This window comes from Pedococcus sp. 2YAF34 (assembly GCF_052114585.1).
GTDB lineage: Bacteria > Actinomycetota > Actinomycetes > Actinomycetales > Dermatophilaceae > Pedococcus.
The window spans coordinates 1-12201 of record NZ_JBFRFA010000043.1 but is presented as its reverse complement, the minus strand read 5'-3'; the positions used below and the strand labels follow the sequence as shown (position 1 = coordinate 12201).

At 73.1% G+C, this 12201-nt stretch carries 11 protein-coding genes; 7 read left to right on the top strand and 4 right to left on the bottom strand.

Features of this window, described 5'->3' with window-relative positions; all coding sequences use genetic code 11:
• Positions 1–205 precede the first annotated feature (205 nt).
• The 4 genes from AB4Z02_RS16965 (at position 206) to AB4Z02_RS16950 (ending at position 5530) form a co-directional block, all read left to right on the top strand.
• Positions 206–1810 carry a S8/S53 family peptidase gene (locus AB4Z02_RS16965; protein WP_441972412.1) on the top strand — a complete coding sequence of 535 codons (1605 nt, stop codon included), beginning with the start codon at positions 206–208 and terminating at the stop codon, positions 1808–1810.
• Positions 1810–2406, top strand: a complete 597-nt coding sequence (locus AB4Z02_RS16960) for an RNA polymerase sigma factor (RefSeq protein ID WP_056882957.1) — start codon at positions 1810–1812, stop codon at positions 2404–2406. The genes AB4Z02_RS16965 and AB4Z02_RS16960 overlap by 1 nt, the downstream gene beginning before the upstream one ends.
• Entirely contained in the window at positions 2403–2906 is a 504-nt protein-coding gene (locus AB4Z02_RS16955; RefSeq protein WP_056882956.1) for a hypothetical protein, read from the top strand. The genes AB4Z02_RS16960 and AB4Z02_RS16955 overlap by 4 nt, the downstream gene beginning before the upstream one ends.
• Positions 2907–3055: 149 nt before the next feature.
• Positions 3056–5530 (top strand): CHAT domain-containing protein, encoded by a 2475-nt coding sequence (locus AB4Z02_RS16950; protein ID WP_441972410.1) that lies wholly within the window; start codon positions 3056–3058, stop codon positions 5528–5530.
• Between the two features lie 61 nt (positions 5531–5591).
• On the opposite strand, the gene cysE is transcribed toward AB4Z02_RS16950, so the two are convergent.
• The gene (gene cysE / locus AB4Z02_RS16945; RefSeq protein ID WP_056882954.1) at positions 5592–6191 is read right to left on the bottom strand and encodes a serine O-acetyltransferase; all 600 of its coding nucleotides are present in this window, start codon (positions 6189–6191) and stop codon (positions 5592–5594) included.
• Positions 6192–6208: 17 nt separating this feature from the next.
• The gene (cysK, locus tag AB4Z02_RS16940; RefSeq protein WP_441972408.1) at positions 6209–7135 is read right to left on the bottom strand and encodes a cysteine synthase A; all 927 of its coding nucleotides are present in this window, start codon (positions 7133–7135) and stop codon (positions 6209–6211) included.
• A 224-nt stretch (positions 7136–7359) separates the two neighbouring features.
• Between cysK and AB4Z02_RS16935 the strand changes: the two genes are divergently transcribed.
• Genes AB4Z02_RS16935 through AB4Z02_RS16925 form a run of 3 tightly spaced genes read left to right on the top strand, consistent with a single transcriptional unit; the run spans position 7360 to position 10992 of the window.
• Entirely contained in the window at positions 7360–8055 is a 696-nt protein-coding gene (locus AB4Z02_RS16935) for a hypothetical protein (protein ID WP_441972407.1), read from the top strand.
• Positions 8052–8603, top strand: a complete 552-nt coding sequence (locus AB4Z02_RS16930) for an RNA polymerase sigma factor (protein WP_056882951.1) — start codon at positions 8052–8054, stop codon at positions 8601–8603. The genes AB4Z02_RS16935 and AB4Z02_RS16930 overlap by 4 nt, the downstream gene beginning before the upstream one ends.
• 52 nt (positions 8604–8655) lie before the next feature.
• Positions 8656–10992, top strand: a complete 2337-nt coding sequence (locus tag AB4Z02_RS16925; protein ID WP_441972406.1) for a (Fe-S)-binding protein — start codon at positions 8656–8658, stop codon at positions 10990–10992.
• A gap of 2 nt (positions 10993–10994) precedes the next feature.
• On the opposite strand, the gene AB4Z02_RS16920 is transcribed toward AB4Z02_RS16925, so the two are convergent.
• Both AB4Z02_RS16920 and AB4Z02_RS16915 read right to left on the bottom strand, forming a co-directional pair.
• A complete protein-coding gene (locus AB4Z02_RS16920; RefSeq protein ID WP_441972405.1) occupies positions 10995–11765 on the bottom strand; it encodes a lysophospholipid acyltransferase family protein in 771 nt (256 codons plus the stop codon).
• A gap of 35 nt (positions 11766–11800) precedes the next feature.
• A partial coding sequence (locus AB4Z02_RS16915; protein WP_441972403.1) for a helix-turn-helix transcriptional regulator occupies positions 11801–12201 on the bottom strand: 401 nt, incomplete at its 5' end.

The following is a 12201-nucleotide window of genomic DNA, read 5'->3' as shown; positions in this document are numbered from 1 at the left end:
GAGCGGCCGGCCCCCCGCCTGATACACCGGCGCCCGAACTTCTCGTCCCGAGAGTCCTGAGCACCCCGCGGGGCGCAACCGGGCCCGTCCGAGAGGTATCAGCGGGAACCTCCGGTTCTCCTGTCAGCGACGTGGTGGTCTCACTACGCTGACCAGCGGCGCACCGGTTGCGTCCGCGTCGGCTTCCGCCCACAGGGGAGAGCTCATGGCACAGACGAGGGCCCCCACCTCGAGCCGAGGACCGGGTCGACGCATCCCCCGGGTGGGGGTGCCGGGCAGTGCCGTCCGCCGGCTCGGGGTACGCGCCCTCGACCCCGCCACGAGCAAGCGGCTCGGCGACCAGCCGGCACCCAGCCCCACGGCATACGTGGGTGACTGCCTGCTGGTCCGCGGCCTCGTCCAGGGACGCGCCGGCGGGCCGATCGCCGCCCTGCGCGAGCTGCTGAAGGACCGCTACAGCGTCGAGGAGCGGCGCGAGACCGGCCTCGGCGACCTGTTCGCCCGCCTCGAGCTCACCGAGGAGCTCGACCGGGTGGGCACCACGAGCGTGGTCATCGCCCCGCTCACCGGTGTCGCCGTCGAGCCCCCGGACGCCTGGAAGATCCTGCAGGACCTGCGCGCCGCCGACCCCGGCGCCGCCCGCTCCGTCGAGCTCTGCCACGTCATGGTCGGCACCGGGTACGGCGAGGGCGTCGGGTACGGCGAAGGGGTCGGGTACGGCGAGGGCGTGGGTTACGGGGAAGGCGTCGGCTACGGCGAGGGCGTCGGGTACGGAGAGGGCGTGGGCCTCGCGGGCCTGCCCGGGGGCGGCCCCTCCGGCCGCTCCCCCGTCACCTTGGCCGCACCGAACCCCTGCCCGGAGACGATGCCGGAGGGCCCGGTGGTCGCCCTGCTGGACACCGGGATCGGCAGGCACGAGTGGTTCGAGCGCGGGGTCATCCGTGACGTGGAGGTGGGCGGCGAGCCGGTCGGCCTCGTCTTCACGGCCGAGGACGACCCCGAGAACACCGGTGTCACCATCGACCGTGTCAACGGCGTCCTCGACCGGCTCGCCGGCCACGGGACCTTCATCGCCGGCATCGTGCGCCAGCACTGCCCCGAGGCGACCCTCATGGCGGTGCCCGTGATGTACGGCGACGGGGTGGCCGACGAGGCGGTGGTCGTCGACGCACTGCAGCTGCTCTACGCCCGCCAGCTCCTCGCCCTGCGCGACCCGGAGCGCTGGGGACCGCTGGTCGACGTGCTGTCGCTGTCGCTCGGCTACTACCACGAGACCGTCGGCACCTTCGACGACGAGGGCGCCCTCGTCACGGCCCTGAAGGCGCTCGCCTCCACCGGCGTCGCCGTGGTCGCGGCCGCCGGCAACGGAGCCAGCGACGTCGAGTTCTTCCCGGCGGCGTTCGCCGTGGGCAGCGGGTTCGCCGTGCCCCTGGTGAGCGTCGGCGCGCACAACCCCGGGGGCCGCAACAAGGGCGGCCCGACCGTGTCGGTCTACTCCAACACCGGCACCTGGGTGAAGGGCTACCGCTGCGGCACCGCGGTCGTCAGCACCATGCCGACCACGTTCGACGGCAGCATCCGCAGCGTGCTCAACCTGCCCGGCTCGAAGAACCCGACGCGCGGCTCGATCGACCTCGACGACTACTCCGGCGGGTTCGGCCAGTGGAGCGGCACGTCGTTCGCGGCCCCCGCCCTCGCCGGCGACGTCGCGGCCTGGCTCGTCACCCATGCCACACCGGACGCGGACGCGGCGGCCCGCGTGAAGCTCGCAGGTCGAGCCGTTGCCGCCGCCGTGAAGGGGGACCACTGATGCACACCGACGGCACCACCGGGAGCCTGGCCGAACGCGCGGCACGCGCGTTCTCGGCCTACCGCGAGGGTGACGCCCAGGCCATGTCGGACCTGGTCGACACCACCACGACCCTCCTCTGGCACACCGCCCGGAGCCAGGGCCTCGACCCCGCTCAGGCGGAGGACGTCGTCCAGACGACCTGGCTGCTGCTGGTCCAGCACGCGCCGTCCATCCACGACCCCCAGGCCGTGCTCAAGTGGCTCATCACCACCACCCGGCGCGAGGCGTGGGCCACGGCCAGGAAGTCCCGGCGCGAGGACGTCCGCGAGGAGCTCGGCGAGGACCTCGACACCACGCAGGACGTGGCCGGCGAGCCCGAGCAGGTGCTCGTCCGGGGCCAGGAGCAGGTGGTGCTGTGGAGGCACTTCGCCACGCTGTCGACCCGGTGCCAGCAGCTGCTGCGCGTCGTGGCCCTCGCCGAGCGGCCGGACTACGCGCACGTGGCGGAGGCACTGGGCATGCCGGTCGGCAGCATCGGCCCCACCCGTGGCCGGTGCCTGGCCAAGCTCCGCGTGGCGCTCAAGGCCGATCCCGGATGGGACGTGGCGTCGTGAACGAGGACCTCGACCTCGACCGCCTGGCCGAGGAGCCCCTGGACGCTGAGGACGCGCGCGCCCTGGCCACCCTGCGGTCGATCGTCGCGGCCAGCGACCCCGTGCCGTCGGGACTGGCGGAGCGCTCGAAGTTCGCCATGACGGTGGCCGCCCTGGAGGCCGAGGTTGCCCAGATCACCCGGGCCGGCGCCGAGACGGCCGGGGTACGGACGACGACCTACGACCGCGCGCAGACCATCACGTTCTCCAGCGCCCACCTCAGCGCGATGATCACCATCGAGCCGGTCGACGGTGGCCGGGCCCGCATCAGCGGGTGGGTCAGCGCCGACGGCCCCACCGCGGTGGAGCTGCGCGAGCGCTCCCGCACGCAGACCACCGAGACCGACGCCGACGGCAGGTTCAGGTTCACGACGGTCGAACGTGGGCTCGTGCACCTGGTGCTGCGCCGGCTCGACCTGCCGGACAGCCGCCCGGTCATCACCCCGGCCATCGAGATCTAGGGGACGCCATCGAGGTCGCGGACCCACAGGTCGGGGAGCTGCTCTCGCGGGCCCGCCACCTCAACTCCATCGGGCGGTTCCGCGATGCCGAGCGCGCGCTGCGGCAGGCGCTCAGGCGCAGTACCCGGCTCCCGGACGAGGAGCAGTCGGTGGCCAGGGCACGCGTGCTCATCACCCTCGCATGGACCACCTTGGCCCTGCGGGACCGGGGCAGGGCCCTCGCGTTGCTCGACGAGGCCCGCGGCCTGACCGACGCGCCGCGGCTCGTCGCGCTCACCCACGTGCAGCAGGCCATGCTCCACGTGTACTGCGCGGAGTGGCGTGAAGCCGTGGCGGCACTCGACCGGGTCGGACCCGCCTTCGACCTGCTCACCGAGCGCGAGCAGGTGGCCGCCCTGCTCAACGGCGGCCTCTCGCACCTGTCGCTGCTCCAGCTCGGGCCGGCCCGGACCGAGCTCGAGCGCGCCCTGGCCCTCAGCCTCGAGCACGACCTGCCCGAACAGGAGTTCAAGGCACGGCACAACCTGGGCTGCCTGGAGTTCTACGCCGGCCACCTGCCGCAGGCCATCGCCCTCATGCGCGCCGCCGACGAGGTCGACGCGCCCGTGGCGCGGGCGCGGGCCAAGCAGGACCTCGCGGCCGTGCTGCTGGAGGCAGGCCTCCTCGACCAGGCCCGTGACACCCTCGTCGACGCCCTGGGCCGGGCGCGGGCCGAGGGACTGCGGCTGGAGCAGGCCGACATCAGGCTCGACCTCGCCGCTGTGGCGGTGCTCGACCGCGACACCGCCCGCGCCCGGCGCGAGCTGGGGGCGGCCATCCGGGTGTTCCGGTCGCGGGGGGCCGTCGGCCGCCAGCAGAGCACGGCCCTGCTGCGCTCCTCGGTCGACGTCGCCGAGGGGCGCGTACCCCGCGACCTCGACGAGGTCCTCGCCCCGTACCTGCCGTCGGGCACCGGTCCCTCGCCCGTGACCCCGGACGAGCGGCTGGCTGCGCGGCTGCGCGTCGAGTCGCTGCTCCTCTCCGGCGACGTCGAGGCTGCGGCCCGGGCTGCGCAGCGCCTCGGTGGACGTGCGCGCCAAGGGCTCGCGGGTGACATGCACGACCGCCTCCTGCTGGCCAAGGTCGCTGCGGCACAGGGCGACTCACGAGGCGCCCGCCGCGAGGTGCACACGGCCCTGCGGCGGCTCACGCAGCGTCAGGCACCGAGCCAGAGCCTCGAGGTGCGGTCGGCGCTGGCTGTCCACGGTCGGCGCCTCGCCGAGTGGGACCTCGACGACGCCCTGCGCAGCGGTTCGGCCAGGCGGGTGTTCGACAGCGTGGAGCGGTGGCGGGCGGTCTCGCACCGGCTGCCACCGCTGGCCGGCACCGACGACCCGGCCGGCGCCGAGCTGGTGGCAGAGCTGCGCCTGGCCAGGCGGCAGCTGGCCGACGCGGCCGAGCCAGGCGGCGGTGGCGCCGGCGCCAGTGCCGGTGCCGGTGCCGACGTCACGGACCGCGACGGCGGCAGGTCCGGCGAGCTCGACCGGCTGCAGGCACGGGTGGCCCGCCTGGAGTGGCAGGTGTCCCAGCAGGACTGGTCCACCGCCGAGCACGGCGACGGGTCGGGCGTGGACGGCGCGACCACGCTGACCGGGGCCCGGGCAGCGCTCGAGCGCCGGCAGGAGCAGGCCCTGGTGCTCTTCGACCACGGACACGACCAGTACCTGCTGCACACCGGTCCGTCCGGGACGACGGTGCAGCGCCTGGACGGCCTCGCCGAGGTCGAGGCGCTGGCCGAGCGCCTCACGCGCGACCTCCGGGCCGAGGCCTACGCCGCGGCCGACCCGGTCATGGCCCGCGCCGTGGGCCGTGCCGTCGACAGCTCCCTGGCCCAGCTCGACCGGGTGCTCCTAGGCGCCACCGAACTCGGCGACGAGCCGGGGGGCATCGTGGTGTGCCCGAGCCGGTCGCTCGCGAGCGTGCCCTGGGCTGCCCTGCCCACCCTGGCCGGGCGCCCGGTCACCGTCGCCACGTCGATGACGCGCTGGGCGGCTCCCACGCCCGTGCCGGAGACGCCGGCCCACACGCCACTGTCGGTGTCGGCCCTCGCCGGCCCCGACCTGCGGCGAGCCCGCCTGGAGGCGGACGCCGTCGCATCGGTGTGGGGCGCGTCCGTGAGCGCCTCGGGCACCGCCGACGGTCCGGCCCTGCGGCGGGCGCTGCGCCGGGACACCGTGGTGCACGTCGCGGCCCACGGCACCCACGAACGGCAGAACCCCTACTTCTCCTCGTTGCTCCTCGCCGACGGCCCGCTCTTCGCCCACGAGCTCCCGCGGCCGGTCACGTCGAGCCACGTGGTGCTGTCGGCGTGCGACGTCGGCCAGGCAGACCTGCGGCCGGGCGACGAGCCACTGGGGCTCACGTCGGCCCTGCTCGCCCTGGGCGTGCGCAGCGTGGTCGCCGCCGTCGCCCCGGTGCCCGACGAAGTGGCTGCGGCTGCCATGGTCGACTACCACCGGCTGCTCGCGACCGGCCACGGCTCGGCCGAGGCCCTGGCGGCGACGGTGGCCGCCCACCCGGGCGCGCGCGCCTTCAACCTCTACGGCGCCGACTGGGCCGCACCCCGTACCGCAGCACCCTCCTGACCTGCCCTCGGCACCGCAGGGAGCCGCGTCACGCTGACCGGGCGCGCGCCGTGGGTGAGGCTCAGATCCAGAGGGCGGGGTCCTTGAACATCGCCTCGTAGGGGTCCTCGCGACCCTCCGGGAACCGGATCGCCGCGGGGATCCCCGTCGCCACGGCACCGGCGGGCACGTCCTTGACGACCACCGAGTTGGCGCCCACCTGCACGTCGTCGCCGATGTGCACCGCCCCGAGGATGCGGGCCCCGGCTCCGACGGTCACCCGGTTGCCCAGGGTGGGGTGTCGCTTGACCTTCGCCAGCGAACGACCGCCCAGGGTGACCCCGTGGTAGAGCATCACGTCGTCGCCCACCTCGGCCGTCTCGCCGATGACCACACCCATGCCGTGGTCGATGAAGAAGCGCCGGCCGATGGTGGCGCCGGGGTGGATCTCCACGCCCGTGAGCGACCGGGCCGCCGTCATCAGCACCCGCGCCACCAGCTTCGCCGCGCCACCGCGCAGCCAGAGGCGGTGCGCCAGCCGGTACACCCAGATGGCGTGCAGCCCCGGCGAGTTGAGCGCGAGGTCGAGGCGCGAGGCAGCCGCGGGGTCGCGCGCGATGGCCGCGTCGAGGTCGTCGACGACACGGCTTCGCGCGCGACGCGCATACAGGGCCAGGGTCACGGGTACAGCGCCGCCAGTCAGTCGAGGAGGTCGGAGAACAGGATGGTGGACAGGTAGCGCTCACCGAACGACGGGATGATCACGACGATCGTCTTGCCGGCGTTTTCGGGGCGGCGGGCGACCTGGTCTGCGGCGGCAAGCGCTGCGCCGGAGGATATGCCGACGAGCAGGCCCTCCTCCTTGGCTGCACGGCGCGCCCACTCCACCGAGGTCTCGGCGTTGATGTCGATGACCTCGTCGTAGATGTCGCGGTCGAGGATCTCGGGCACGAAGTTGGCGCCGAGGCCCTGGATCTTGTGGGGTCCGGGCTGGCCGCCGTTGAGGATCGGGGACTCCTCGGGCTCGACGGCGATCATCTTCACCCCGGGCTTGCGCGACTTGAGCACCTGGCCGACGCCGGTGACGGTGCCGCCCGTGCCGATGCCGGCGACGACGATGTCGACCTCGCCGTCGGTGTCCTTCCAGATCTCCTCCGCCGTGGTCTTGCGGTGGATCTCGGGGTTGGCCTCGTTGGCGAACTGGCGGGCGAGGATGCCACCCCGCTCGGCGGCGATCTCCTCGGACTTCGCGACCGCGCCCTTCATCCCGAGGGCTCCCTCGGTGAGGACGAGCTCGGCGCCGTAGGCGCGCAGCAGCGCGCGGCGCTCCTTCGACATGGTCTCGGGCATGGTGAGCACGACGTTGTAGCCGCGCGCGGCGCCGACCATCGCGAGCGCGATACCGGTGTTGCCCGAGGTGGCCTCGACGATGGTGCCGCCGGGCTTGAGCTCACCGCTGGCCTCCGCGGCGTCGACGATGGCGACGCCGATGCGGTCCTTGACCGAGGAGGCCGGGTTGTAGAACTCGAGCTTGGCAGCCACCGTGGCGTCGCTGGTGATGATGCGGTTGATGCGCACCAGCGGGGTGTTGCCGATGAGCTGGGTCACGTCGTCGTGGATCGGCATGCGCCTCTACTTTCGGTATGCCGCGGGCTCACATCGAGCGCGGTCGTGGGCAGTGTGTGGTGCCAGTCCTCCGTGTCAGCGAAGAACCGTTATGGATATTCCAACAGATCGTTATGTCGGGTGCAACGGGCGTCCGGGTGTCACACTCCTGCGGTGCGCGGACATCTCCCCCTGTGAAGGCACGAGGGCACCACCGGGGTGTCGAGGACGAGGGGGACGGACCGATGAACGACCACGACGAGCTGGGCGCGCTGCTCACGGCGAGCGCACCACCGGCACCCGACCACGCACCGGCTGCCGCGCTGTCCCTGACGGTCGCCCGCGAGGTCGTGGCCGCCGACCGTGGGCTGCAGGGCCGGGTCCGCGGGCTCCGACGCCGCCACAAGGTCGCCACGGCGTTCACCGCGGCGGCGATCGTCCTCGTGCCGACCGCCGCCTTCGCCGCCCAGCACTTCCTGGCCCGGACCGGGACCTACGGCAACCCCGCCCTCAACGGGGAGTTCGAGGACGGCTCGGAGCGGATCAACATCTGCGCCAAGGACTTTGCCGACTACGTCGCGACGCTGGCACCTTCCACGATCCAGGCGGCACCCGGGCACTCGTGGCAGGAGTACGCCCAGGTCACCGCCCGCAGCTACACCCAGGAGGGCAGCTGCACCGGCACCAACCAGGGCCTGGTGCAGGAGACGATGCTGCGAACGCAGCTGCTCACGATGGCCAGCGGCGACTGGGGCTGCTCGCTGGTGTGGGCCGGCGAGGACCACGACCGGTCGGCGGCGTCGACGGCACGTGCGGCGATGGTCGGCCTCGACTCGGAGGCCCGGCGGCTCAGCCCCCAGGAGGGCACCGTCGGGACCTGGGACCCGGACGGCTTCCTGCGCATCAGCAAGGACCCCGAGTTCGTGGGGTGCGAGCGATGACGCCGGCCGAGCGGCGGTTCGAGGAGCTGGCGACCACCTGTGGTCCGCGCGTCCTCGCCTACCTCGCCCGTCGGACGACACCTCGCGAGGACGCCGCCGACGTCTACCAGGAGGTCCTCACCACGACTTGGCGCAAGGTCCACCACGCCCCCGAGGTGCAGGGCGAGGCGTTGGCGTGGATGCTCGCCATCGCGCGGCGCACCCTGGCCAACCACCGGCGCTCGACCGGGCGGCGGCTCGCAGCCACGGACCGGCTGCGCCACGAGCTCGCGGCGTCCCTGCCCTCGGAGGGGGCGGGCGGGGACGACCGCGTGGACGAGGTCCGGTCCGCGCTGGCCGACCTCGGCGAGGACGACCGCGAGGTCCTGCTCCTCACCTACTGGGAGGGCCTGACCAGCGAGCAGGTGGCTGCGGTGGTGGGGGCCGGCGCGGCCGCGACCCGCAAGCGGATCCAGCGGGCCCGCGAGCGCCTCGCGGGGGCGCTCCGGGGGCACGACGCCGTACCGCTCGCGGCTGCCGGGAGGTCGTCAGCCGCGCCACGCGGTTGAGCCGGGTCACATCGAGGTAAGCGGACGCTTACCCACGGGTAGCATGACCGCCATGTCTGCCCTCCAGGTCGTCGCGCTCGTGGTCTGCGGCGTGGTCACTCTCGTGGCCATCGCCCTGTTCGCCCGCGTGGTCCGTCACTTCCTCAGCGTGTTCCGACTCGGCCAGCCCGCACCCGGGCGCACCGATGACAAGGGGGCACGCACGGTCACGCTGCTGCGCGAGTTCCTCGGGCACACGCGGATGTCGCGGCTGCCGGTCGTGGCGGTGGCGCACTGGTTCACGATGATCAGCTTCGGGGTCCTGTTCTTCACCCTGGTCAACGCGTTCGGCCAGCTGGCCGACCCGGAGTTCGCCCTCCCCCTGATCGGGCACTTCTTCCTCTACGAGTGGGTCACCGACGTCTTCGCGTTCGGTGGGTTCATCGGCATCGTCCTGCTCATGGCGATCCGCCAGAAGAACCACCCGCGCAGCGCCGCCGGCGAGGGCGGGCGCCGCAGCCGCTTCTACGGGTCGACGTTCTGGCAGGCCTACTACGTCGAGCTCACGATCCTCGGCGTCACCATCTGCATCGGCCTGCTCCGCGCGCTGGAGTGGACCCTGGCGCGCCAGCTCGGCACCGGCCAGGACACCGCGCTGCACTTCCCGCTGACGGGCTGGATCGGCAACGCCTTCACCGGCCTGTCCACCGACACGGTGAAGAACCTCATCGTGGTCATCGCCGCGGTGAAGATCCTCATCTCCTTCGCGTGGATGATCACCATCTCGCTGCAGCCGACCATGGGCGTCGCCTGGCACCGGTTCCTCGCGTTCTTCAACATCTTCCTCAAGCGGCACGCCGACGGCCGCACCTCCCTCGGCGAGCTCCAGCCGCTCATGGTCGACGGCGCACCCGTGGACTTCGAGAACATCGAGGAGCTCGACGAGGACGCGGCGCTCGGTGTCGGCAAGGTCGAGGACTTCACCTGGAAGGGCCTGCTCGACTTCACGACCTGCACCGAGTGCGGCCGCTGCCAGTCCCAGTGCCCGGCCTGGAACACCGACAAGCCGCTGTCACCGAAGATGCTCGTCATGACGCTGCGCGACCACGCGCACGCCAAGGCGCCGTGGCTGCTCGCGGCCGAGGGTGACCGCGAGGCCCTCGGCGAGTCCGCCGCCGCGCTGGCCGAGGTCCCGCTCATCGGCGACACCGGGTACGACATCACCAACCCGCTCGGCGCCTACAACCCGCACGGCCCCGACGCGGTCATCGACCAGGACGTCCTGTGGTCGTGCACCACCTGCGGCGCCTGCGTCGAGCAGTGCCCGGTCGACATCGAGCACGTCGACGCGATCGTCGACATGCGGCGCTACCAGAACCTCATCGAGTCGGCGTTCCCCAACGAGCTCGGTGGCCTGTTCAAGAACCTCGAGAACAAGGGCAACCCGTGGGGCATGGCCGCCCGCGCCCGCCTCGACTGGGCCAAGGACCTGCCGTTCGAGGTCAAGATCCTCGGCCAGGACGTCGACTCCGCCGACGACGTGGACTACCTGTTCTGGGTGGGCTGCGCCGGTGCCTACGAGGACCGGGCCAAGAAGACGACCCGTGCGGTCGCCGAGCTGCTCGACCAGGCCGGGGTGTCGTTCGCGATCCTCGGCGACGGCGAGTCCTGCACCGGTGACTCCGCCCGCCGCGCCGGCAACGAGTTCCTCTTCCAGATGCTGGCCCAGCAGAACGTCGAGACGCTCAACGAGGTCGGCGCCACCAAGATCGTCGTCACCTGCGCCCACTGCTTCAACACCATCAAGAACGAGTACCCGCAGCTCGGCGGCAAGTACGAGGTCGTCCACCACACCCAGCTGCTCAACCGCCTCGTCCGCGAGAAGAAGCTCGTCCCCGTCGCCCGTCCGGCCGGGGCACCCGGCGCCTCGCCCAAGTCGACGAACAAGGACGTCGCCTCCACCGCGGAGACCGTGACCTACCACGACCCCTGCTACCTCGGCCGGCACAACGGCGTCTACGCCCCGCCGCGCGAGCTGATCGGCGCCCTGCCCGGCGTCGAGCTCAAGGAGATGGAGCGCACCAAGGAGAAGTCGTTCTGCTGCGGCGCCGGTGGTGCCCGCATGTGGATGGAGGAGAAGCTCGGGACGCGGATCAACACCAACCGCACCGAGGAGGCCATCGCCACCGGCGCCGAGCGGATCGCCATCGGCTGCCCGTTCTGCCGCGTGATGATGTCCGACGGCCTCACCGCCGCGCAATCCGAGGGCAAGGCCGAGGAGGTCGAGGTCGTCGACGTCGCGCAGATGCTCCTCGCTGCCGTGAAGCGTGGGGACGGTGGCCAGCCGGCCAACGCCCCGGCCGCGGAGCCGACGCCCGATCCCGAGCCGGAGCCCGCTCCCGTCGCCTGACCTCAGCGGCCGCGTCGGCCTGCGTCCGCCCGGAGGCGCGCTTCCTCGTCGAGGAGGCGCGCCTCGTGCGTTCCCGGGGCGGCCCCGCCGCGCGAGGCCGGCCACCACCACGCCGTACCCGGCTCGGCCGGCGCCTGCGGGTAGGTGTCCAGGAGCTGTTCCACCATCGCTGCAAGGACGGCGTGCAACCGGTTGGTCAGGCCCTCGGCGTCCTCGCCCGGCAGGGGCGTGAGGGGCTCGCCGACGAGCACGCGCACGGCCGTGCCCCGCCGGAGGCTGACACGCCCACCCACGGTGAGGACCCGGTGCACGCCCCAGTGCGCGACCGGCACGACCGGCGCACCGGTGCGCAGCGCGAGGTAGGCGGCCCCCCGCCTGAGGTCGGCCCAGTCCTTGACCTCGAAGGCGCGCCCGATGGTGGCCTCGGGGTAGATGCCCACGACCTCGCCCGCCTGCAGCGCCCGGTACGCCGTCCGCGCCGCCGTCTCCCCGTGCGCCCGGTCGACCGGGATGTGGCCCATGCCGCGCATCAGCTGGCCGGAGACCGGAGCGTCGAACACGGCCTGCTTGGCCATGAACCGGATGAGGCGCCCGCGCCGCGTCCCCACGAGGCCGACGACCATGAAGTCGATGAAGCTGCTGTGGTTGGCCGCGACGACGACCGGGCCGGTCCGGGGGAGGTGGTGCGCGCCGTCGATGTCGATCCGCAGCCCCAGCACCCGGAACAGGGCTCGGCACAGGCGGATGACGACGCGGTAGGTGAGGTCGGGCACGGGGGTGGTTCGGCGCGGGCCCGGGTCCGGTTGGCTCAGGCGACCTCGGCCATCAGGGCCGCCAGCTTGGCGCGAGAGCTGATCTCGAGCTTGCGGAAGATGTGGGACAGGTGGGCGTCGACGGTGCGCGGGGAGACGAACAGCTGCTCGGCGATCTGGCGGCTGGTCAGGCCCTCCGACACCAGCTCGGCCACCGCACGCTCGGCGCGGGTGAGCACCGCGAGGGGCGAGGGCGCCTCCGGCTCGCTCGCTGCCGCCACCAGGCCGGCGGCCCCGGCGACACCGACCGCGGTGAGCCGGCCACCCACCACCCACCCGGGCGGGCAGTCCCGGACCGCGCCCACGACGGAGGGCACACCCGGACGGCGGTGGGCCACCGCGCGGCGCGGCAGCCGCAGCGCCGCCGCCGCTCCGGCGAGCTGGCGGTAGGCAGCCG